The 21,943-nt window shown below is 67.3% G+C and carries 23 protein-coding genes, 1 pseudogene and 1 riboswitch; of the genes and pseudogenes, 12 read left to right on the forward strand and 12 right to left on the reverse strand.

Going from position 1 to position 21,943, the window contains the following annotated elements; translation table 11 throughout:
* The first annotated feature begins 33 nt into the window (after nt 1-33).
* Together F7R91_RS28060 and F7R91_RS28065 are read left to right on the forward strand one after the other, a co-directional pair.
* On the forward strand, nt 34-390 hold the full coding sequence (locus F7R91_RS28060; protein ID WP_150952783.1) for a GroES family chaperonin: 357 nt from the start codon (nt 34-36) through the stop codon (nt 388-390).
* 78 nt (nt 391-468) lie between these two features.
* Nucleotides 469-540, forward strand: a riboswitch (guanidine-III (ykkC-III) riboswitch).
* Nucleotides 541-574: 34 nt separating this feature from the next.
* The gene (locus F7R91_RS28065; RefSeq protein WP_150952786.1) at nt 575-895 is read left to right on the forward strand and encodes a DMT family transporter; all 321 of its coding nucleotides are present in this window, start codon (nt 575-577) and stop codon (nt 893-895) included.
* A gap of 37 nt (nt 896-932) precedes the next feature.
* Here F7R91_RS28065 and F7R91_RS28070 read toward each other — a convergent pair whose 3' ends face one another.
* Nucleotides 933-3,335, reverse strand: coding sequence for a transglycosylase domain-containing protein (locus F7R91_RS28070; protein ID WP_150952789.1), 2,403 nt, complete (start codon nt 3,333-3,335; stop codon nt 933-935).
* Between the two features lie 220 nt (nt 3,336-3,555).
* On the opposite strand from F7R91_RS28070, the gene F7R91_RS28075 reads away from it, so the two are divergent.
* From F7R91_RS28075 to F7R91_RS28090, 4 genes are read left to right on the forward strand one after another with little or no spacing between them, the layout of a single operon-like run.
* Entirely contained in the window at nt 3,556-4,341 is a 786-nt protein-coding gene (locus tag F7R91_RS28075; protein WP_150953053.1) for an ABC transporter permease, read from the forward strand.
* On the forward strand, nt 4,334-5,155 hold the full coding sequence (locus F7R91_RS28080; RefSeq protein WP_150952792.1) for an ABC transporter permease: 822 nt from the start codon (nt 4,334-4,336) through the stop codon (nt 5,153-5,155). The genes F7R91_RS28075 and F7R91_RS28080 overlap by 8 nt, the downstream gene beginning before the upstream one ends.
* A 2-nt stretch (nt 5,156-5,157) precedes the next feature.
* Nucleotides 5,158-6,135 carry an ABC transporter ATP-binding protein gene (locus F7R91_RS28085; protein WP_150952795.1) on the forward strand — a complete coding sequence of 326 codons (978 nt, stop codon included), beginning with the start codon at nt 5,158-5,160 and terminating at the stop codon, nt 6,133-6,135.
* 34 nt (nt 6,136-6,169) lie between these two features.
* Nucleotides 6,170-6,907, forward strand: coding sequence for a DUF1707 SHOCT-like domain-containing protein (locus F7R91_RS28090; protein WP_150952798.1), 738 nt, complete (start codon nt 6,170-6,172; stop codon nt 6,905-6,907).
* A 112-nt stretch (nt 6,908-7,019) separates the two neighbouring features.
* Here the strand turns inward: F7R91_RS28090 and F7R91_RS28095 are convergent, their stop codons facing one another.
* Nucleotides 7,020-8,381, reverse strand: a complete 1,362-nt coding sequence (locus F7R91_RS28095; RefSeq protein WP_150952801.1) for an SGNH/GDSL hydrolase family protein — start codon at nt 8,379-8,381, stop codon at nt 7,020-7,022.
* A 222-nt stretch (nt 8,382-8,603) separates the two neighbouring features.
* Between F7R91_RS28095 and F7R91_RS28100 the strand changes: the two genes are divergently transcribed.
* Nucleotides 8,604-9,923 (forward strand): DUF445 domain-containing protein, encoded by a 1,320-nt coding sequence (locus F7R91_RS28100; RefSeq protein ID WP_225320819.1) that lies wholly within the window; start codon nt 8,604-8,606, stop codon nt 9,921-9,923.
* 87 nt (nt 9,924-10,010) lie between these two features.
* Here the strand turns inward: F7R91_RS28100 and F7R91_RS28105 are convergent, their stop codons facing one another.
* On the reverse strand, nt 10,011-10,856 hold the full coding sequence (locus F7R91_RS28105) for an SDR family oxidoreductase (RefSeq protein WP_150952807.1): 846 nt from the start codon (nt 10,854-10,856) through the stop codon (nt 10,011-10,013).
* A 109-nt stretch (nt 10,857-10,965) separates the two neighbouring features.
* Here F7R91_RS28105 and F7R91_RS28110 point away from each other — a divergent pair, with 109 nt between their 5' ends.
* A complete protein-coding gene (locus F7R91_RS28110) occupies nt 10,966-11,376 on the forward strand; it encodes a winged helix-turn-helix transcriptional regulator (protein WP_150952809.1) in 411 nt (136 codons plus the stop codon).
* 72 nt (nt 11,377-11,448) lie between these two features.
* Nucleotides 11,449-11,652 (forward strand): hypothetical protein, encoded by a 204-nt coding sequence (locus F7R91_RS28115; protein WP_150952811.1) that lies wholly within the window; start codon nt 11,449-11,451, stop codon nt 11,650-11,652.
* Nucleotides 11,653-11,724: 72 nt separating this feature from the next.
* Here the strand turns inward: F7R91_RS28115 and F7R91_RS28120 are convergent, their stop codons facing one another.
* The 6 genes from F7R91_RS28120 to F7R91_RS28145 all read right to left on the reverse strand — a co-directional run bounded on the left by F7R91_RS28120 (nt 11,725) and on the right by F7R91_RS28145 (nt 15,430).
* On the reverse strand, nt 11,725-12,084 hold the full coding sequence (locus F7R91_RS28120; protein WP_225320820.1) for a hypothetical protein: 360 nt from the start codon (nt 12,082-12,084) through the stop codon (nt 11,725-11,727).
* Nucleotides 12,085-12,183: 99 nt separating this feature from the next.
* Entirely contained in the window at nt 12,184-12,621 is a 438-nt protein-coding gene (locus F7R91_RS28125) for a glycine-rich domain-containing protein (protein WP_191971660.1), read from the reverse strand.
* Between the two features lie 273 nt (nt 12,622-12,894).
* On the reverse strand, nt 12,895-13,302 hold the full coding sequence (locus F7R91_RS28130; protein ID WP_150952817.1) for a hypothetical protein: 408 nt from the start codon (nt 13,300-13,302) through the stop codon (nt 12,895-12,897).
* A complete protein-coding gene (locus F7R91_RS28135; RefSeq protein WP_150952820.1) occupies nt 13,299-13,757 on the reverse strand; it encodes a hypothetical protein in 459 nt (152 codons plus the stop codon). Before F7R91_RS28135 ends, F7R91_RS28130 begins: the two co-directional genes overlap by 4 nt.
* A gap of 87 nt (nt 13,758-13,844) precedes the next feature.
* Nucleotides 13,845-14,693: a helix-turn-helix domain-containing protein gene (locus F7R91_RS28140; protein WP_150952823.1), complete on the reverse strand. Its 849-nt coding sequence runs from the start codon at nt 14,691-14,693 to the stop codon at nt 13,845-13,847.
* Entirely contained in the window at nt 14,690-15,430 is a 741-nt protein-coding gene (locus F7R91_RS28145; protein WP_150952826.1) for a DUF6879 family protein, read from the reverse strand. The genes F7R91_RS28140 and F7R91_RS28145 overlap by 4 nt, the downstream gene beginning before the upstream one ends.
* A gap of 334 nt (nt 15,431-15,764) precedes the next feature.
* Between F7R91_RS28145 and F7R91_RS28150 the strand changes: the two genes are divergently transcribed.
* Both F7R91_RS28150 and F7R91_RS28155 read left to right on the forward strand, forming a co-directional pair.
* Nucleotides 15,765-16,298: a DUF6879 family protein gene (locus tag F7R91_RS28150; RefSeq protein WP_150952828.1), complete on the forward strand. Its 534-nt coding sequence runs from the start codon at nt 15,765-15,767 to the stop codon at nt 16,296-16,298.
* Nucleotides 16,299-16,381: 83 nt separating this feature from the next.
* A pseudogene (locus tag F7R91_RS28155) lies at nt 16,382-16,543 on the forward strand (transcriptional regulator); the annotation flags it as partial.
* Nucleotides 16,544-16,638: 95 nt separating this feature from the next.
* On the opposite strand, the gene F7R91_RS28160 reads toward F7R91_RS28155, so the two are convergent.
* On the reverse strand, nt 16,639-16,872 hold the full coding sequence (locus tag F7R91_RS28160) for a DUF397 domain-containing protein (protein WP_150952831.1): 234 nt from the start codon (nt 16,870-16,872) through the stop codon (nt 16,639-16,641).
* Nucleotides 16,869-17,717: a helix-turn-helix domain-containing protein gene (locus F7R91_RS28165; protein ID WP_191971661.1), complete on the reverse strand. Its 849-nt coding sequence runs from the start codon at nt 17,715-17,717 to the stop codon at nt 16,869-16,871. The genes F7R91_RS28160 and F7R91_RS28165 overlap by 4 nt, the downstream gene beginning before the upstream one ends.
* Nucleotides 17,718-17,914: 197 nt before the next feature.
* Between F7R91_RS28165 and F7R91_RS28170 the strand changes: the two genes are divergently transcribed.
* The gene (locus tag F7R91_RS28170; protein WP_150952836.1) at nt 17,915-18,595 is read left to right on the forward strand and encodes an ATP-binding protein; all 681 of its coding nucleotides are present in this window, start codon (nt 17,915-17,917) and stop codon (nt 18,593-18,595) included.
* A 146-nt stretch (nt 18,596-18,741) separates the two neighbouring features.
* On the opposite strand, the gene F7R91_RS28180 is transcribed toward F7R91_RS28170, so the two are convergent.
* The gene (locus F7R91_RS28180; RefSeq protein WP_191971666.1) at nt 18,742-21,822 is read right to left on the reverse strand and encodes a DUF3427 domain-containing protein; all 3,081 of its coding nucleotides are present in this window, start codon (nt 21,820-21,822) and stop codon (nt 18,742-18,744) included.
* Between the last annotated feature and the right edge of the window lie 121 nt (nt 21,823-21,943).

Consider the following 21,943-nt stretch of genomic DNA (forward strand, 5'->3'; position numbering starts at 1 on the left):
ACACAGGCGTCGAAGGCAGGTAGGTTCAGTGACGTGAGCGCCAAGAGAAACGACCCCAGCACCCAGCACGACAAGCTGCCCATCCGGATGCTGCACGACCGTGTACTAGTGCGGCAGGACACCAGTGAGGGCGAGCGGCGTTCGGGCGGCGGCATCCTGATTCCGGCCACCGCGGCGGTCGGCCGCCGGCTGGCATGGGCCGAGGTCGTCGCGGTGGGCCAGAACGTGCGGACGGTGGAGCCGGGCGACCGGGTCCTGTACGACCCGGAGGACCGCGCCGAGGTCGAGGTGCGGGGTATCGCGTACGTCCTGATGCGTGAGCGTGATCTGCACGCCGTGGCCGCGGACCGGTTCGAGGGGTCGGAGGACTCGACGGGCCTGTACCTGTAGGCCGGCGGCCGACGAGACAGGCAGAAGGGGCCGGCGACCATGGTCACCGGCCCCTTCGCCGTCCGTTCGGTTGCCTTCGATTTGTTACCTTCGAAGCAGCCCGCCCGACGAGACGCGCCGTACCGGGACAGCAGGAAAAGACGACGCACCCCCTGTCACGAAGTCCGTCCCGGAGGTGCCCGTCATGGCCTGGGTTCTGCTCGTCGTCGCCGGTCTGCTCGAGGTCGGCTGGTCGATCGGGATGAAGTACACCGACGGTTTCACCCGGCCCCTGCCCAGCCTCCTGACCGGCGCCGGGATCGTCGCCAGCATGCTGCTGCTGTCGTATGCGGCCAGGTCCCTGCCCATCGGTACCGCCTACGGTGTGTGGGTGGGGATCGGTGCGGCCGGGGCGGCGGTGCTCGGCATGGTGGTGCTGGGGGAGCCGGTGACCGCCGCCCGGATCTTCTTCGTGTGTCTGCTGCTGGTCGCCGTCGTGGGGCTGAAGGCAACCTCCGGTCACTGAGAGCCTGTGTCGCAGGCTCCGAGGGGCCGGGAGCCCGTCACGGTCTCCTGCCGCCGAAAATGCCTTCGGTGCCCGTGGTGGTTCCGCCGTCCGTTCCTGAGGTGGTGCCGCCATCCGTGCCGCCTGTGCTGGTCCCGCCGTCGGTCGTCCCGCCGGTGGTCTCTCCGCCCGTCGTGCCGCCCGTGGTGGTGCCGCCGTCGGTCGTGCCGCCCGTGGTCGGGCCTGTGGTGGTGCCGCCCGTCGTGGTGCCGCCCGTGGGGCCGGTGGTGGTGCCGCCGGTCTGGCCCTGGGTCTGACCGCGGGTGTCGCCTCCGGTGGCACCGCCGGCCGGGTCCTCCTCGTCCTCGTCCTCGTCGTCCGTGCCGGGTTCGGTTGCGGGGTCGGAGGGAGGCGTCTGGATCACGTCGGCGCCCGGCTGGAGCTGGAGGTCGAACTCGGTGACCGGCTTGCCCTTCAGGGCGTCCCTGGTGAACTGGGCCCAGATCTCCGCGGGGGCCCCGCCGCCGTTGATCCGGTCCAGGCCCATCGCGCCGTACAGCGGTTTGTGGGCGGCGGTGACGGGGTCCTGGCCCATGACGGAGACGACGGTGGCGAGTTCGGGCGTGTAGCCGGCGAACCAGGCCGCGGTGTCCTCCTCGGCGGTGCCGGTCTTGCCGGCGGCGGGGCGACCGGCGGCCTGGGCGGCGGTGGCGGTGCCTTTCTCGACGACGCTCTGCAGGATCGAGGTGGTGGTGTCGGCGGCCTCGCGGGGGACGGCCTGCCGGGCCGTGGACTTGGGCATGTCCAGCACGCTCTTGCCGTCCTTGGTGACCTTGGCGATCAAGGTGTACGTGGCGTGCTTGCCGTGGTTGGCGAGCGTCGCGTAGGCCTCGGCCATGTCGAGGACGCTCGCGGTGGCGGTGCCGAGCGCGATGGACGGGTACGGGTTGAGGTCCTTGGTGTTCCCGGGGATGCCCAGGTCGACCGCGGTCTGCCGGACCTTGTCGGGGCCGACGTCGACGGCCATCTGTGCGTACACCGAGTTGACGGACTTGTCGGTGGCGGTGCGTACGGTGATGTCGCCGTAGGACCAGCCGTCCTCGTTCTCGGGGTCGTAGGCGCCGCCGCTCCAGCCCTGGACGGGGCGTTGGTTGGTGCCGTCGTAGACCGTGTTCGGGGTGATGGTGCGGCCGTCCTGGGTCACGGACTCGTTCTGGACGGCCGAGGTGAAGACGAACGGCTTGAAGACGGAGCCGTTCTGGAAGTCGCCGCGGGTGGCGTTGTTCGTGTACTGCTTGACGTAGTCGATGCCGCCGTACATGGCGAGGACCTTGCCGGTCCTCGGGTCGACGGCGGCGCCGCCGGCGCGGACGTAGGTGTCGACCTTGCGGTTCTTCCTGTCGAGCTTGGACATCAGCCGGTCGTCGACGGCCTTGACGAAGGCCTGCTGCTTGCTCTTCTGCAGGGTGGTGGTGAAGCGGAAGCCGCCCGCGTCGAGCTCCTGCGAGGTGACGATCTTGTTGTCCTTCAGATACTCCTTGATCGCCTCGACGATGTAGCCGCGCTGCCCGGACATCCCGGTCGCGGCCCCGCTGGTCTCCCTCGGCATCGGGAACTTCAGGGCGGCCCGTTCGGACTCGCTCAGCCAGCCCTTGTCGACCATGCCGCTCAGGACGTACTGCCAGCGGTCCTTGGCGGCGGCCTTGTTCTCGGGGTGGGCGACGACGTCGTACTCGCTGGGCGCGTTGACGAGCGCGGCGAGGTAGGCGCCCTTGGCGGCGTCGAGTTCGGTGGCGTCGATGCCGTAGTAGGCCTGGGCGGCGGCCTGGATGCCGTAGGCGTTGCGGCCGAAGTAGCTGGTGTTGAGGTAGCCCTCGAGGATCTGGTCCTTGGACTCCGTGCGGTCCAGCTTGATCGCGATGAAGAACTCCTTCACCTTGCGGGTGACGGTCTGTTCCTGCGCCAGGTAGTAGTTCTTGACGTACTGCTGGGTGATGGTGGAGCCGGACTGCCTGCCCTTGCCGGTCGCGGTGTTCCAGCCGGCCCGGACCATCGCCTTGGGGTCGATGGCGGACTCGGTGTAGAAGTCGCGGTCCTCGGCGGCCAGTACGGCGTGCTGGGCGTCCTGGGAGATCTGGGCGAGCTCGACGTTCTCGCGGTTGACCTCGCCGTCGCGGGCGATCTCGGTGCCGTCCGCGTACAGGTAGAGGTTGGACTGCTTGGTGGCGAGCGCGTTGGCCGGCGGGATCTTGACCATCGAATAGCCGAGGAAGAACAGGCCGGCGAGCAGCACGACGAAGAGGATGAAGGTGCCGAGCACCATGCGCCAGGTCGGGATGAGCCGGCGCCACCCGGTACGCCTGGGCCGCTTCGGTTTCTTGTCCTCCGGTTCTGCGGCCGCTGCCGGCTGTTCCGGCCCCCCGCCCTGGTTCGTCTGCTGCGGCTGCGGCTCGTCGCTCATCTCGTGCACGGACTCCTGTTTCGCGTCGTACGTTCCCGTACGACCTTGTACGCCTTCTGCGCCCCCCATTGAAGACTCTCGCACCAAGCGTTCCGTTCCCGGTTTTCGGCACGCTTCCGGCCGGAAAAATGCTTGGCTTGCTGTACCGTTCGGCGGCTAAGCTCCTGCGCTTCGGTGTCGGTTCGGGCGAGGAGGGCCAGTGCGTGCGGGCTCGCTCCGGTTGTACGCGGCCGTCGCGGCGGGCGGGTTCAGGCGGTACGCGACGTACCGGGCGGCCACCGCGGCGGGGGTGTTCACCAACACGGTCTTCGGCCTGATCCTCGTGTACACGTACCTCGCGTTGTGGGACGAGAAGCCGCACCTCGGGGGGTACGACCAAGCGCAGGCGGTGACGTACGTCTGGCTGGGACAGGCCCTGTACTCGACGCTCGCCATCCAGGGCGGCGGCGCCGAGAAGGAGCTGATGGGACGGATCCGCACCGGTGAGATCGCCATCGACCTGTACCGTCCGGCCGACCTCCAACTGTGGTGGCTGGCGAGTGACTTGGGGCGGGCCGTGTTCCAGATGCTGGGGCGGGGCGTGGTGCCCTTTGTGTTCGGGGCGCTGTTCTTCCCGATGGCGCTGCCCAACGACGTCACCACCTGGGTGGCCTTCGTGGTCGCGGTCCTGCTCGGGATGGTCGTCAGCTTCGGCATCCGCCACCTGGCCGCCCTGAGCATGTTCTGGCTCATGGACGACAGGGGCGTCTCGCAGACCCTGATGGTCACCGGGATCTTCTGCTCCGGTATGACCCTGCCGCTGAACGCCTTCCCCGGCGCGTTCGGCGACATCGTCCGGGTGCTGCCCTGGGCCGCGCAGATCCAGATGCCGGCGGACGTGCTGATGGGCGAGGCCGCTCCGCTCGGCGCGTACGCCTTCCAGGCGGCGTGGGCGGTGGCGCTGCTGGCCGCCGGCCGGCTCGTGCAGTCGGTGGCGACCCGGCGGGTGGTGGTCCAGGGTGGGTGAGCGCTCACGGCTGGCAGAGGGCCTGCGGATCTACCGGCTGATCGCCGGGATGTGGATCCGGTCCCTCCTGACCTACCGCACCTCCTTCGTGCTCACGGCCTTCGGCAACCTGCTCGTGACCGGGCTGGACTTCGTCGCGATCCTGCTGATGTTCGCGCAGGTCGACGAGCTCGGCGGCTGGACGCTGCCCGAGGTCGCCTTCCTCTACGGTCTGGCCGCGACCGCGTTCGGGGTCGCCGACCTGGTGCTGGGCTCCATGGACGTCCTCGGCGCCCGGATCCGCGACGGCTCCTTCGACATCCTGCTCGTCCGCCCCGGCCCGGTGCTCGCCCAGGTCGCCGCGGACCACTTCGCGCTGCGCCGCCTGGGCCGGATCATCCAGGGCGTGCTGGTGCTGGGCTGGGGGCTGCTGACGGTCGACGTCGACTGGAGCGTGCCGAAGGCGCTGCTGTTGCCGGTGACGCTGATCAGCGGTGCCGCGATCTTCTCCGCGCTGTTCGTCGCGGGCGCGGCGTTCCAGTTCGTGGCGCAGGACGCCGCCGAGGCGCAGAACGCGTTCACCTACGGCGGGAACACGCTGCTGCAGTTCCCGCCGACCGTGTTCGGGCGGGACCTGGTGCGCGGGGCGACCTTTGTGCTGCCGCTGGCCTTCGTCAACTGGCTGCCGGCGAGCTATGTGCTGGACCGTCCCCTGCCGCTCGGACTGCCGGACCAAGTGGCGTTCGCCCCGCCGCTCGTTTCGGTGGCGTGCTGTGCGGCGGCCGGGCTGGCGTGGCGGGCGGGGCTCAGGTCGTATCGGAGTACGGGGAGTTGAGCATGACCGAGGGTGGCTTCATCGAGGTGGACCGCGTCGAGAAGGTCTTCGACGTGCGCAGGAAGACCGGATTCCTGCGGCGCGAGCGGCGGCAGGTACGGGCCGTCGACTCGGTCTCCTTCACCGTGGCCCGCGGCGAGATGGTCGGCTACATCGGCCCGAACGGCGCGGGCAAGTCGACGACCGTCAAGATGCTCACCGGCATCCTGGTGCCGAGCGGCGGCCGGCTGCGGGTGGCGGGCATCGACCCGTCCCGTGAGCGGACGCGGCTCGCGCACCGCATCGGCGTGGTCTTCGGGCAGCGGACCACCCTCTGGTGGGACCTGCCCCTCATCGACTCGTACCGGCTGATGCACCGCATGTACCGCATCCCGGACGCCCGTTACCGCGAGAACCTCGACCGGCTCGTCGAACTCCTCGACCTGGGCGCGCTGTTGGACGTCCCCGTGCGCCAGCTGTCGCTGGGACAGCGGATGCGGGGCGACATCGCGGCGGCGCTGCTGCACGATCCCGAGGTGCTGTACCTGGACGAGCCGACGATCGGGCTCGATGTGATCTCCAAGGCCAAGGTGCGGGGATTCCTGCGGGAGCTGAACGCCGAGCGCGGCACGACCGTGCTGCTGACCACGCACGACCTGCAGGACATCGAGCAGTTGTGCTCACGCGTGATGGTCATCGACCACGGGCGGATCATGTACGACGGTCCGCTCGCCGGGCTTCACGAGGTGGGGGAGAGCGAGCGGACCCTGGTGGTGGACCTGGAGCGGGAGCTGCCGCCGATCGACGCGGCCCCCGCGCGGGTGGTGAGGGTGGAGGGCCCGCGGCAGTGGCTGGCGTTCCCGGCGGCGGAGTCGGCGGCGGCGCTGGTGGCACGGGTGGCCGCGGAGTACCCGCTGGTGGACCTGTCGGTGCGGGAGCCCGACATCGAGGCGGTGATCGCGAAAATGTACGCGGATCAGGCGGAGCGAGTGGTCTCGTAGCCCTCGGGCGGGCAGAACTCGTAGGCTGCTGTCCATGACCGACGACCTTCCTGAGCTCCGAGCGTCCGACGCCGATCGTGAACGCGTCGCCGAGGTCCTGCGGGACGCCCTCGCGGAGGGCAGGCTCGACATGACGGAGTTCGAGGACCGGCTGGAAGCGACGTACAACGCGCGGACGTACGGGGAACTGGCGCCGATCACCCGGGATCTGCCGGCCGCGAACGCCCCCCGGCTGTCGATGACGAAGGAGCCCGCGGAGCGCGGGAGTTGGGCGGAGCGGATCGTCGGGGGCGAAGGGACCTCGACCGGGGCGGTCGGCGTGATGTCGGGGTTCCAGCGCCGGGGGCGCTGGACGGTGCCCAGGCGGTTCACCGCCTTCGCGTTCTGGGGCGGCGGCGAGATCGATCTGCGCGAGGCCAGCTTCGCGGACCGCGAGGTCGAGATCAACTGCGTCGCGATCATGGGCGGGGTGCAGATCATCGTGCCGCCGGGCGTGGAGGTCGACGTGCGCGGTATCGGGATCATGGGCGGCTTCGACCAGCGCGAGGCGGGCACTCCCGGCGATCCGGGGGCGCCCCGGGTGATCGTGAAGGGGTTCGCGTTCTGGGGCGGGGTCGCCGTGGAACGAAAGCTGCCGAAGGCGGAGCGGAAGCGCCTGAAGGAAGAGCGCCGCCGGGAACGCCTGGAGGGCGAAGACTCCCACGACCCACACGGAATCCACGGACCACAAGGACCACACGGGCCCCATGGCTCCCACGGGGAACTGAACTGAGCGGAAGCGGCTGACGGGGCTCCCTTCGGGCGTACGGTTTCCACCGGCCGCACGGGCCCCAGAGGATCCCACAAGCCTCATGAGCCCCAGAGCCCCACGAGCCCCCGCGCCGCTACAGCATCGCCGGTGCCGAGCCCGTCAAGTCGTCCAGCTCGAACACCTCGGCCATCCGGGCGTAGCCCTTGTCGCTGGGGTGGAGGTGGTCGCCCGAGTCGTAGTCGGGGCGGAACCTGCGCGGGTTGTACGGGTCCTGCAGCGCCTTGTCGAAGTCGGCCACGGCGTCGTAGACATGGCCCGCGCGGATCTCGGCGTTGATCCGCTGCCGTACGGACTCACGGGCGGCGGTGTAGCCGCGGTGGCCCTGGAACGGCATCAGGGTCGCGCCGACGACCTTGAGGCCGCGGGCGTGGGCCTGGCGGACCAGTGCGCGCAGTCCGTCGAGGATCGTGTCGGGGTCGGCGAGCTGCGGGTTGCGCAGGATGTCGTTGACGCCGAGATCGACGACGACGACCTTGACGTTCGTACGGCCGAGCACGTCACGTGAGAAACGGCCCAGGCCGCTCGGGTTGTCAGCGGGGCCGGCGCCCCTGCCCGAGCGGGGGCGGGGCAGGACGTATCCGTCGGCGAGGACCCGGTTGCCGCTGATGCCCTGGTTGACGACGCTGTAGCGGGGCACGTCCCGGCCGGCCGCGACCGCCCCCCGCAACCGCTCGGACAGGACGTCGGTCCACCGGCGGTTGGCGTTCACGGTGGAGGTGATGCCATCGGTGAGCGAGTCGCCGAGGACGACGACGGTGCCGTCCGCCTCGTTGCTGAACACGTCCAGCGCGGTCAGATAGCGCCAGGCCTCGGTCTGTTCGGTGTACGCAGCCGAGGTCACGTCCTCGGTGCGGTCGCCGTCGGCGACGTACGAGATCTGGCGGGCATGCGGGTGGTAGGTGACCGGGCCGGACGGGGCGGGGGAGTAGGTCGTCACCAGGACGTCACCGCCGCTGGGGACCCGGAGGGCGACCGCGTCGCTGAGCACCTGCCGCCCGGCCGGGATGACGACGGTGGGCCGGCCGCCGAAGGTGAGGCGCCGCATGGTGTCCGTCGTCGCGGCCGCGGAGCCGGAGCCCGCGGCGAGGGCGATGGAGGCGTGCGTGATCGTCAGCTCTGTACGGCCGTAGAGATTGGACACCGTGACACGGGCACCCGTACCGCCGGTGCTCGCGTGGACGACATTGCGCACCGAGCGGCCCGCCAGACCGGCCGCTTCCGTTCCGGGCTCGCCGCCGGCCGGGGACGCGGACCAGGAGCCGACCCAGACCCCGGTGGCGGCGGGGGCGGCGGAGTTGTGCGGGGTGCGCGGCCCGGCGAGGGTGCTCCTGCCGCTGCCGTCGTCGGCGGCGACTCCGAAGTACAGAGCGGCGGACAGCGCCACGATCACGGCGACGATCGCGGAAAGCAGGGCATAACCGTGACGCTTGGTCATGCGGTGCGTGTCTCCTCGGCGGATGGGAGCCCGAGGCTCCGATGTGATCACCTCATGATGCGTCATGAGGAAGGGGGATGCCCAACCAGACCCCCCATTGGGCCGCGCCGGAGTTCCCCCGTGGATTACCCCCACCGGACAGACGCCGGGAACTCCTGATCCGTTCCAGGAGTCGGTCAGGAAGGGACAATGTGTGCAGGAGATCACGAACGGGTGGAGCGGATGGAACGCACAGAACCTGCCGAGTCGGTCGGAATCCCCGCCGCGGCCGCCCGCGCCATGACGGCGTTCACCGCGGCCGACGAGGAGAAACAGCGCGGAGTGCGCCGGATGAAGCTCACCGCGCTCGGGCTGCTGCTGTTCGTGGCGGTCGTCTACGTCCTCGCCGAGTGGGCGTCGAACACGGGCGCGGGCCCCTGGGCGGGCTATGTCGCCGCGGCCGCCGAGGCCGGCATGGTCGGCGCGATGGCCGACTGGTTCGCGGTCACCGCCCTCTTCCGCCGCCCGCTCGGCCTGCCCATCCCGCACACCGCGATCATCCCCACCAAGAAGGACCAGCTCGGCGCCTCGCTCGGTGAGTTCGTCGGCGAGAACTTCCTCTCCGAGGACGTCGTACGGCAGCGGCTGCGCGCCGTCGGCATCGGCAGCCGGCTCGGCGCCTGGCTCGCCGTGCCGGACCACGCGGACCGCGTGACCTCGGAGCTGTCGGCCGCCCTGCGCGGAGCGCTGACGGTCCTGCGGGACTCCGACGTCCAGGCCGTGGTCGGCGAGGCCATCACCCGGCGCGCCGACGCGCAGGAGATCGCGCCCGGCATAGGAAAGATGCTGGAGAAGATCGTCGCCGACGGCGGTCACAAACGGGTCGTCGACCTGATCGTCACGCGCGCGCACGACTGGCTCGTCCTGCACGACGACCAGGTCATGGACGCGGTGCAGGGCGGCGCGCCCGGCTGGACCCCGAAGTTCGTCGACAGAAAGGTCGGCGAACGGGTCTACAAGGAGCTGCTGCGCTTCACCGCCGAGATGCGCGACATGCCCTCCCACCCCGCCCGCGGCGCCCTGGACCGGTTCCTCACCGACTTCGCCTCCGACCTCCAGTCCGACACCGACACCCGCACGCGGGTCGAGCGGCTCAAAGGCGAGGTGCTGGGCCGCGGCGAGGTCCAAGACCTGATCGCGTCCGCCTGGACCGCCGTACGATCCATGATCGTCTCGGCCGCCGAGGACGAGCGCAGCGAGCTGCGGCTGCGGGTACGGGCCTCGCTGCTGTCGCTGGGCGCCCGGATGGCGGCCGAACCGAAAATACAGGGCAAGGTCGACAGCTGGGTGGAGGGCGCCGCGGTCTACGTCGTCACCACCTACCGCAAGGAGATCACCTCCCTGATCTCGGACACGGTGGCGGGCTGGGACGCCGAGCACACGACCCGGAAGATCGAGGCGAACATCGGCCGTGACCTGCAGTTCATCCGGATCAACGGCACGGTGGTCGGCTCGCTGGTCGGGCTGCTGATCCACACGGTGTCGCGGGCGGTCGGGGGGTAACCCCACGACGGGGCCCAGGGGGCTCCCGGTCAGGCGCCGGTGGTCGACCCGGGCCGGACGATCATCAGGACCGTGGATCGCGGAGCCCTACCGGAATGCGGCGACGTGATCCCGAGCCCAGTCGGCGAAGGCGCGAGGCGCGCGGCCGAGAACACTCTCGACGTCAGGACTGACACGGCGCTCTTCAGCAGTGGGCCGGCCCAGGATCTCGAGCGTGGTCTCCACAACGGGCTCAGGCATGAACCGCAGCATCTGAGCATGCGCTTCGCCCCGGGTCTGCTCGACAAAGCGAACGGATTCGCCCAGCGCCTCACCGATCGCCGCGGCCCGCTGCCGCGGAGTGCTGAGCTCCGGACCGGTCAACTCGTAGATATGACCCTCGTGACGACCGTCGCGCAGTGCGGAAGCGGCAACCTCGGCGATATCGGCCGGATCGATGATCGGCAGCCCGACATCACCGAACGGCGAGAAGACGGTCCGCCGCTCCCGCACGGACTCGATCCAGGCAAACGCGTTGGAGTGAAACCCGCCGGGACGCAGAATCGTCCACTCCAGCCCCGATTCCCGTACGGCGTCCTCGATGGCCCGTGCCGTATCCCCGTGCGAGACGGACCGCGGCCGGGTCGCGACCCCCTGCGAGGACAGCAGGACGACCCGCCGTATCCCCCCGGCCTTGGCGACATCGAGGATGCCCCGCGGATTCAACTGATGCGCGCTGGGCCCCCCGTTCTGCAGAAACAGCCCGTCACCCCCGTCGAACACCCCCCGAAGGCTTTCGGTATCGGTCAGATCGGCCTGCAACGGCCGAACACTCCCGGGCACATCAGCGCCCGAAATCCCCCGGGACGTAGCCGTCACCTGCTCGCCCGCCGCCGCGAGCACCCGCACGAGCGCCCGGCCGACGTTGCCGGTCGCCCCCGTAACAACAATCACGATTAACTCCCCTGTATTTCCAGCGCGGTTGGCATTGCACGGGGACGCTAACACCGCCGATATAGTAGGTACCTACAGGAAAGTGGCTATCCCGAAGGGATGCACGCAGATGGCCGGCGACACAACCTGGACGCCACCCACCGCACCACCCACGGCCTCCGACGACCCCCAACTCGCCTGCCCCATCAGCCCGGTCGTGGACTTGGTCTTCAGCCGCTGGACCACACCGATCCTGTGGACCCTCCACGCATACGGCCGCCAGCGCTTCGTAGAACTGGAACGACGCATCACCAACATCACCCCAAAGGTGCTGACCCAGCGCCTGCGCCAACTGGAACGCGACGGCTTGATCATGCGCACGTATCACCCAGAGGTCCCCCCACGAGTCGAGTACGAGATCACCGAACTCGGCAACAGCCTCGCCCCACTCTTCGCCCACCTCGCGGAATGGTCCGCCACCAACTTGATGAAGGTCGAGGAGGCCCGGCAGGAATACGACACCGAGGCGGCGGCCCGGTAGCGCGCGGGCGGCACCGGAGTCGTAGGTACGAGTACTCATGCCCGGGCAGTGGACATGACCTAGCGTCGTCAGGTGCCCACGAACTCGACACCGCAGCCGGCCGACACGGGCGGGCGCGGCTGGTGCTGCTGTCTGCTCCCTGCCTGCCTGCCCATCGCCTGGCTCCTCGCCGCTGCTTTCTTGCCGGAGCGCGTGCTCTGGTATCCGATCTACTGGGGGGCCGTGCTCTGGAACGGCACGGACGGCCAGGGCGGCATCAACCACCTGTTCGGCTAGGGCCTGTCGTTTGGATCAGGTCGGCCGCCGCCGCGAGCATTTGCCAAAGCGCTTGTTGGGTAAACCACTTGGTCACTGGTTCGGCAGAGAGATCCGCCCGGTCAGCAGCACTTCGTGATTCGCGAAGAGCGCGTCGAGTTCGAAGCGTCTTCGGATGTGAGCCGTCCACGTCGTGCGCGGCAGATCGCCGGACTTCACCATCCGGGCACGGCTTGCCTGGGTGAGGATCCATCGGGCCTGATCTCCACTGTGGACACGGCCACCGAGGTCGCGAGCCAGCAACCACAGCTCCTCACCGTCGCTGTCACCGTCGTCGTCCACGACGGCGACGAGGCCGATGTCGCCAAGGCCGCGCTCGTCGCCGGACTGGGTGGTGTAGGCGACGGCAAGGCCTTCGAGCGGGAAGACGGTTACGCGGCTCGTCCCAGTCAACTCTGTAGGTCGCACGGGGATGCATCCGTTCTTGGGCGTGGGTACGGGGGTGGGCGGGCCGGCCCCGGGGGTGAGGCCGGCCCGCCCGTAGGGGATGGCTCAGCAGCAGGGACCGTCGCCGCAGCAGGCGGGCGGGTTGCAGTCGGCGGCGGTGCCCCACAGCCGCTCGTCGATCTCGAAGCCCGCCGCGCGGATCTTCTCGACGACTGCGGTCATCAGGCCGCGTGTACGGGTCTTGCTGTTCGGCTGGTGATGAAGGAAATAGCCGAACTGCTCCTGACACCAGGTGGCGTACCAGTCGGTGTGAAGGATGAGCGCGTGCCATCCGGGATCGACCTGCTGGGACGGGGCCATGCTGGCGCCGGAGCGGGTCGTGCCCATCACGTGGACCAGGGCGAGGGCCTGGTCGATGACCTGGTCGGCGACGCAGCGTTCCAGGCCGTATTCGTCTGCGCAGAAGGCAGCGAGCCTCTCGAACTCGGCGTCGGTGACGAGGGATCGGCCGGTGCGGGTTCCGGCGGCGAGGGCGGTTGTCATCGCGCGACCTCCGTCCGACTCTCGCCGCTCCTGGGCGGGGTCGGGCCGGGCGGCCGTTCGGGCAGGGTTGTGTGTAACACCAATTCACCTCACTGTTGGAGGACCTTGGGGCAGCCCTCTCCCCGACTGACAAGGCCTCTTGCGGACTCGGGGAGAGGGAGTTTGCGGAGCGTCCCGCGGCGTGGAACGGGCTCGAGCACAGTGGGAACGGCGAGAGTGAGAGATGTCGGCGCAGGGCCGGATGGCTGGCCTGGGACCGTTGAACTAGAGTGCCTACAGCCGCGTGCCGATAGCGATCCGATCGTTGCCGGCCAGCCGCGTCATCGCGCGAAGCACGATCTCCAGTCGGCGCTCGTCGAGGTACTCCACGGCTGCCAGGTAGCTCTGCCGGACACCGACGATCGACAGCACCAGTCCGAGAAACGCCCGCTCACCGTCGTCGAGACCGAGTGCGTAGAGGCGTCCAGCCATCCCTTCCCACCGGCACGTCATGACGCCGTCTTCCTTCGTCACGAGCGCCGTACGGACGTTGTCCCGGGCGAGGATCTGCTGTTCTTCGACAAGAGCCTGTACCGCGGTGCGATAGCGCAGCCCGGTTGCTGACCGTACGAGGAGCTCGCCAAGCGACGGGGCATCGGGCTCAGCGATCGACGTGTGGCAGGAAGTTGTGCTGCGCGTCATCCGAGGGCCTCCGCAGAAAGTCGTCCACCTGCTGCGAACGCGGCGGTGAGCGCTGGTGGGTCGGTGAGGTGGCTGGAGCCGTCCGGGGGCTCCAGCCAGAAGCACTCGTCGATCGCATAGAGAACAGGTGGGCAGGTGAGCGGCCAGCCGATCGGATGGACCATCAACTGAGGCACACTGTCCAGATCGTCACCGAGCTCTGGAGGTAGGAGCCACCAGGCCCGCTCGGCCGACGCATCCGCCAGGACTGGGCCGAGTCGCCGACTGCAGACGCATTTCATGGCCACGACGGACCGCAGCAGCGGGCCCTCGGCTACGCGCCAGTGCTCACCGCTTGCGATCGAGGCCGACTTCCCAGCGGCCCACCAGCGAAGCACATCAGCGGGGTTTCGAGCGCAGGACAGGAGCCAGTCCTGGCCTGCCTGCCGGATCGACCGGGCGAACTTTGCTGCCATGACCACGACGTTAGGCATTGCAATTGCGGGCCTGCGTGACGATTGCGCGTGATTGCGCACCCGGGCGCGGCCCTTGCGGCGGATTGCCTACGAGAGATTCAAAGAAGCCCTCGCCCGGCCAATCAGCCGACGTGCGGGCGCCCCGTACTCTGCGGACTCGGAGAGCCAGTCCCACGCACGCTCGTACAACTGGATGTCCTCCTCACCGGTGAGCCAGAGCTCCTCGCTGATTGTCTCGACGATGACCAGCCGGCGATCGTAGATCCAAAAGGCATGCGGGGCCGTACGACGCAACTGTGCGCCGAACGGGAGGATGCCGAGCTCAACCCGGCGCTGGCCCACCAGGTTGTACAGCCGGTCCAATTGCTCGGCCATCACGTCCACCGGGCACGAGCGGTGGTACAGCGCGGCCTCGCAGACGAGGAACCGGAAGGTCTTCGCGGGGTCGTACAGCGCCTCCTGGCGGCGCATCCGGACCTCGACGGCAGCCTCGGTGGTCGACGGAATGCCCCGGAACTCCGCGTTGGCATCGAAGATGACGCGGGCGTACTCCGGCGTCTGGAACAGCCCGGGAACGCGCGAAACCTCAAGCCCGCGAATCGACTTCGTGGACTCGGTCTGGCGGACGGCGATCTCCTGGCGTCCGCGGTGCCCGCCAGCCAGCTGGCGCCGCCAAGAGCGATGCCGCTGCTTCATCTCCAGCCCGGCCCGCAGCCCCTGGAGCTCCGCCTCAACCTCCGGTCGGCCGCAGGCTTGCGCCCACGCCGTCAGGTCGGCTGCGGTCGGCGTCTGTTTGCCGTTCTGGAGCCGGGAGATCTTCGAGGGCTGGCAGCCGAACTTGGCGGCAAGATCCTTGCCATCCAGACCGGCCTCGGTGCGCAGTTCGCGCAGCCGCGCGCCGAGGGCTTCTCTGGCGGTCTGGTAGTCCGTGCTCACATGGTGGAACGTACCCGCCTGGCGAACTCTTTGGTACGCACCGCATGGTGCCAGGCGGCGTCCCGGGCCTGGCAGGCGGCGAGGAGTTCGGCTGGGTCCTCGGTGACGTACACGCCCAGGGTGGTGTCAACGTCGTCGAACGCGAAACGGGCGAGGATCTTGGAGTCGAAGAGCCAGAAGTCGTAGTCCGGCAATCGCAGTTGCTGTGCTTGCGCGCGCGTGAGGTTGCGGATGTCCTCGCCGGCGGCGACGTTGCTAGGCGCACTGGCCAGGAGGAACTCCTGCCCCTGAGTGGGCGGTTCATCGACGAGACGTACACGTTCGAAACGCTTGCCCAGCGCGGTCTGCACCCGGACGTTCTCACGCCATGTGTTTTCTGGGCCGTGGGCGATGTCCTGGCCAGCGAGGAACTGGGTCCACTTGGGGCTGTTGCGGTCCGAGGCGTAGCCACGGCGCGTCTCCAGGCGCCATGCAGTGTGCTTGAAGTCGCGGAAAAGATGGGAGATCGAGGCGAATGGCTGGAGCTCGGGGGCGTCGCCCTTGGGCGCATAGCGAGTCAGTAAGCTGCGCGGGACGCGGACGAAGGTCTCGGACTCTTTGACGTCCCGCAGCTGAGTGAGGTGCTCCGGATCGGTCTCCCGTTCACCCTGCACAAGGATCTCGTCCGTACCCTCGATCTCGTACAGGGTGGGGCAGTCACCGTCGTCGCTGGTCGTGCCGAGGAACTTGAGCGTCATATGACCCTCCGTCTCTGGTTGCTGGAGATCCAGGATGCGTGTGGGGGCCCCGTGTGCACCCTAGGATTGCAGCAGATTGCGCATCCTGGGCAGCTGTCTGCGATTGCGCGCAAGCGTGTACGACCAGCGGCCTCTTGCGACTCACTGTTCCCGTGCAGCCCCCGAAGCGGGCCCTCGCCCTGGTCGTCGGCCTGAGCTCGCCTATAGCAGGCGTTAACCGACTCGCCGCGCGACTGTGTGGACCACATGGTGCCCGGACACGCCCGAGGCATCCCTGACCATGAGACGGTGATCCGTGTCGCATGTCTCGTGCCGATCCTTGAGGGGACCGAAGATGGCGCAGAGTGTGCCCAGCTTTGATGAGCTCATGGAGGCTGCACAGCGTTCTGCCGTGCACCTCGAAATGCGTGACCACTACGGCGTCGGTGATGAGGCCGACGACTTCAGCGACTGGCTGCGCACCGGTCGCAGGGACGCCGACCCTGCTTCGGAGTACTGGGCGCCGTGGGTGGACATGGTCTCCCGTGCGGTGGCCCGCGGGGTGGTGGTACGGCGTGCCCGCATCGTGTCCGAACCGGTCACCGACTACATCCGATACGAGCACGCCGGTACGGTCGTCAATGTCGTCGCCGGTGAGCAGGTGCGGTGGCTGTCTCGTCAGCGCGCGGTCGACCTGATGCTGCCGGGGGCCGACCTGTGGATCTTCGACGGTTCGCAGGTCCTCTTCAACCACTTCACAGCGGTTGGCAACTGGGGCGAGCCGCCCATGGAACTGCGGACTGAACCAGGCATCGTCGAGCAGTGCTCCGACGCATTCGAAGCAGTCTGGGAGCGCGCCATCCCGCATGACGAGTACGAGATTCACTGAACGGAAGGCAACACTGGCCAGCTGCCGAATCTCTCTACCGCGAGTGGCGGCAGCGTGTTCATACGAGCCTGCGCAAGCTGCAGGACACTTTCGTATCGATCGAGCTGCTCTCGGCGGAAGTGAACATCACACAGCCCACCGAGATCGCCCTGTACATCAAGGCCTTCGAGCGGTTGCGGAGAATGGCGGTCTATGGTGCCGAGGCACGCGCGCTGATCGTGAAGGCGGTCGAGGCGCTGCACTGACGCTCAGCCTGAATTGGAGGTTCCTCGTCAGATCGGCGTCAGACATTCATCGGTGGGGGAACGGACGACCTCTGCTAACTGCCTGTGCACAAGCGTTACGCTTCGTGGTTCCTCGGCCTGCCGATTCCTTTCCCCTTCACGCTGCGTATGAAGGAGAGCCAGGTCTGGTTGCCAACTCTGACGACAGGCCCATACGCATCCTTCGAGTCCCTGATCAGGGCGCCGTCATCGGCCAGCGCACATTCGACACACTCCCCGCCGGCACCGTTGCTGTATGACGACGTGAACCACACCAGACGGTTGCTCCCGCTGAGCTCTGCAATTCTCACTTTGCATATTCCTTCAAAACGGACTCGATCAACTGGGTCGAACGTTGAGGACTCAGGGCTGCGGCGCGCAGGCCGTCGAACGCCCTGGTGTACTCACGCACATGATGCTCGCCTTCCAGGTACATTGCATCGGTGATGCCGTCCCGGTACACGAGGTCCCGATCTTCTGGAGCGGGAAAGCCCAGCATGGTGAACGAGCCCGTGGCCGGGTAGGAGCCTGAGTCGAATGGGAGGACCTGGAGAGTCACGGTCGGCAACGCAGCGGACTCCATCACGCGTTCGATCTGTTCTCGCATCAGCGCACGGTCCCCGATGACATTGCGCAACGCTCCTTCGTTCAGGACGAACCAGGCGTCGGGGGCGTTCGGTCGACTCAGCATGGCCTGACGTTCCATGCGTACACGTACGGCTCTGTCGATGTCTTCGGCGGACATGTGTGCACCGGTCTTGTGGATCTCGGCAACGTACGCCTGCGTCTGCATGAGGCCAGGCACGAGCTCGCACTGGTACTGGCGGAAGGTGGACGCGTCCTGTTCCAGGCCGATGTAGATGTTGAACCACTCCGGAACTCCGGCGCCATGCTGCTGCCACCAACCACGTACCTTGGCTTGCCGGGCCAGCGACTTGAGGAACTCCCGCAGTTCGTCGTCGGTGCCGTAGAACCGGCAGAGGGCATCGATGTCCGACGGCTGGACGCGGCCGGTGCCCGTCTCCATACGGTTGACCTTGGAGCCGCTCCAGTCGAGCGCTTCGCCGACCTGGGCGCATGTGAGCGCGCTCTTCTCACGGAGCTTTTTCAGCTCGATCGACAGGCGGCGACGGCGTGCCGTGGGTGATCCGGCCATCTCAACCCCATTTCGGATAGCGGGCGTTCAGTCTCGCGCCAAGGGCTGTGCTTGCCAATCACTCGTAAGTGGGAATCCCGCCGTGCACATTGCACAACGGGATCCGCTCGAAGCACTCTGGGTGCCGAAAGCAACTCATTGTGAGAACCCGTGACGCTGTGCTGCCCAGGGCCTCAACTGCGACGAGAGGGGACTTCGTGACCCAGGAAACATGCGTGGCGCGTAAGCCGTGGGACCTTGCTTTCACGGCCGAACCCACTGAGGTGGCCGGTCTGCGCCGCGTCATGCGGCTGCATTTGAGCATCTGGGGATTGCACGACCTCATCGACGATGCCCAGCTCTGCGTGAGCGAGTTGGTGTCCAACGTCATCACGCACCTCGGCCCCGGAACCCCGGCCACGCTGTCGGTCTCGATGAACGGCGTTCATCTGCGGATCGAAGTCCATGATCCCGATACGCGTGCCCTGCCCACTCTCCTCGACGTGAACGCCGACTCAGAGGCCGGGCGGGGCATGGCCCTCGTCGATGCCGTTGCCGCCCGCTGGGGTGTTCAGCTCTGTCTCGACCGGAAGGTGACTTGGTGTGAGCTGGCAACGGGTCTTACATCGCCGAATGGACATGTGGAGGGCCCCGGCGTGCAGCGGGCACAAGACCTTTTGGAGTTTTACGGGGGTGCGAAGCCCCCGCTCAGGCTCGCCTCGGGACAGGTGGGGAGGGCAGTAGCCGAGGAGTCGGTAATTGAGGTCATCACGGACTTCCTTCACTGGCTTCGTGCGCATGGCTGCGACGTGGACGAGGTCTTGGATCGTGCTCAAACCCGTTACGAAGCTGGACTGGATGGCTACGGCGACGGATTATCTTGCTGTTCGAGGACCTGACGGAAGAGGGTCTTGTGAGGGGTCCTCGTGTAGGAGCACCACTCATGATGCCGGCCACAAACTCACCACCGCCGATTTCGACCTCTCGCGAAGCGCATTGACGGGGTCGCCCAGACTCACGGGGCCGAGCCTCTCAACTAACCCATTTAGCTTGCGGTGATGGCCGCATACGACCAAACGTCCGCCGGAAGTTCCTGATCCAAACGCCACGTGATCGCCATCGGCTTGCTGCCCGTGTGGTCCTCGTAGGTCGCAGGTCCCAGAAGCATCCACGGCTGGGACTTGCCGATGTCCGTGTTCTTGTACCGGCGCATGAACAGGAGGACGTGGCTGCCCTGTTGGCTGTGGTGCTGGTATCGGAGCCCAGTTGGAGAGTTGTCGGCGGTCGCGTTCTGGGACTCCCAGTGGAAGAGCGTTGGGCTCAGGGCATAGTCCTTGTAGCGCACGGTGGGGGAGAAGTCCTTCTCGTTCTTCTCCAGGGTGATCAGGAGGGCATCGGTCCGGATCTCCTCGACCCACTGGACGCCCTGAGCGAAGGACCGAGGCATCTGGCCGCCCAAGCGGGCCACGCCCAGTGCCGCCAGGATTTCTGAACGGTTGTAGGAGCTGTGGACCTTCAGAGGGATGTGGCTATGGCTGTCCGGAAGGGGGATCGGGAAGTGGTCGGCCTGTTCCATCACGTAGGACAGCACCTGCCGCAGCTCGTCACGGAGCACGGGTTGGTCGCGCAGTGACTCCAGGCCTTCCCAGTAGCTAGTGAAGCCGCCCGCGTTGTCCCACAGGTTGAAGAAGAGCATGCGGGCATACGTCTGGTCGGTTGGACTCAGCGCTTCGTAGGACGGAGCGTCATCGGCGAGGAGGCGCAGATATGCCTCGGCCCGGTCGGGGTCGTCGACGTGAAGGAAAGCGTGGACGCGCTTGAGTAGCGCCGCCTCTCCTGAGGGCGCTACGTCCTTGAGGACACCTGCCTTCCGCAGCACGGTCGTCCACGAGTTGTCGCTCTTGTAGAGCTCCTTAATCTCCCGTCGGCTTTCATGGAGGTACTCGGCGAGTTGCTCCGTGCTGTACGCCCTGACCTCGTTGACCAGCGTCTTGACCGTGGCGCCCAACTGAGTGCGGATGTTGTCGAGCACGAGGTCCTTGGACTTGCCTTCCAGGATGATCTGGCATCCGGAGGGGAGCTGCGGGAAGTCATGCTCGATGTGGTCGACGAGTCGGTTCCGCGACAGATTCGTCAGCGCCCGGAACTGCTCTTCGAAGCGGAACTCTGCTCTGTGCTGGCCGATGAAATCAAGGACGGTGAGCACCGGCTTCGTCTGCGTGCGGCGCAGCCCTCGGCCAAGCTGCTGAAGGAAGATCGTGGCGCTGTTGGTGGGACGCAGCAGGAGCAGAGTGTCGACGTCAGGGATGTCGAGGCCCTCGTTGAACAGGTCGACGGAGAAGATGACTTGGAGCTTGCCATCGCCCAGGTCGGCGAGCGCCTGTGTGCGCACTCCGGACGGCGAGTCGCTGTCCAGAGCGACGGTTTTGAAGCCGGCCTTGCGGAAGAAGTCGGCCATGAAGTGAGCATGGGACTTGGTGACACAGAAGCCCAGGGCGCGCATGGCGCCGGGCTGGGAGACCTTGTCTCGGATCTGCTTGACGACGATGCGTGCTCGGGCGTGGTTGCCCGTATAGAGGTTTCCGAGATCTTGATCGGCGTATGTGCCCTTGCTCCAGCCGAGATTCGTCAGATCCGTGCCGTCCGGGATGCCGAAGTAGTGGAAGGGGCACAGCAGGTCGTTTTCGAGCGCCTCCCAGAGGCGCAGCTCGGCTGCGATGCGACCTTCGAAGAACTCGTCCTGCACATTCAGCCCGTCCATCCGCTCGGGGGTGGCGGTGAGTCCAAGCAGTTCCTTCGGCTTGAAGTGGTCGATGACCCGCCGATACGTGGCCGCGGTGGCGTGATGGAACTCGTCAATGACGATGATGTCGAAGTGGTCTGGGGCGAGCTGCTCCAGGCGCCGGACATTGAGGGACTGGACGCTCGCGAAGACCTGCTCCCACGCCTGCGGCTCCTGGCCGCTGTGGAGCAGTTCTCCGAAGGAGGCGTTGTCCAGGACCTCCTGGTACGTGCGTAGGGACTGCCGGAGAATCTCCTTGCGATGGGCAACGAACAGCAGCCTCGGCTGCTCGGTGTCGTAGGCCCCGGACAGATTGCGGTAGTCCAGGGCTGCCATCACGGTCTTACCGGTGCCGGTGGCTGCGACGAGGAGGTTGCGGTTCCGCCCTCGGATCTCGCGCTCGACACGGAGGCGTTCGAGCATGTCCTGTTGGTGCGGGAAGGGGCGTACTTCAAGACCCGAGAGATTGATCTTCAGGTCGGTCGTCGAGGTGTGGCCACTTGCCTGAGCCAAGGCCTGATCGAGGCGTTCGCCGTGGTTGTCGGGGTCGTACGACTCGAAGGCTATGTCGTTCCAGTACGCGTCGAAGGTCGCCTCGAACTTGTTAAGGACAGCCGGCGTGGCGATCGATGACAGCCTGACGTTCCACTCCAGGCCGTCGAGGAGCGCAGCCTTCGACAGGTTGGAGCTTCCGACGTACGCGGTGTCGAAGCCGCTCTTCCTGCGAAACAGCCATGCCTTCGCATGCAGCCGTGTGGATCGAAGCTCGTAGTTGACCTTGACCTCAGCACCGAAATCGCGGACGAGACGGTCGAGGGCGTGGCGGTCAGTGGCGCCGATATAGGTCGTCGTGATGACACGGATCGGTACGCCGCGTTCCTTCGCGGCGCGTAGGGAGTCCTCCAGGACGCGAATGCCGTACCACTTCACGAAAGCGCAGAGCAGATCAATGCGGTCTGCGGTGGCGAGCTCCGCTCTCAACTCTGCGCCCAGACTGGGGTCTTCGGGGGAGTTCGTGATCAGTGAGGTCTCGGAGAGTGGCGTGAGGGGGCGCACCGCAAAGACGCCAGGAGCTTCCTGCTCGGCGAGGGCGAGGAGCTGTCGGGGACCGTCGACGATTGTGCTCGCCGCCTCGGCATCCTGCTCATCAGGCGTCGCGGCAGCCAAAGATTGGAGGATGCGGTTGGCGACGGTGACCTGCCGGTCATGCGGCAGCTGATTCAGGCGCCGCTCGACGGCCTCACTGATGTGTCGAGCCAGTACACGAGGGGAAGATTCGGCGCTGACCTCGGCATCGATGGCCTTCCAGCCTGCGGCCTCGAGCTGCTCAAGCTCATCGTGCATGCCATGGGTGATCAGCTTCTCGTAGATGCCCGCGACCGGCTCCCCGAGGTCCCCCCGCTGCGCCACGACTGCCCCCTTGATCACCTATTTCGAGATGATTCAGTTCTAACAGCAGCCACTG

The sequence above is a fragment of the Streptomyces luteolifulvus genome (genome assembly GCF_008806595.1).
GTDB classification, from domain to species: Bacteria; Actinomycetota; Actinomycetes; order Streptomycetales; family Streptomycetaceae; genus Streptomyces; species Streptomyces luteolifulvus.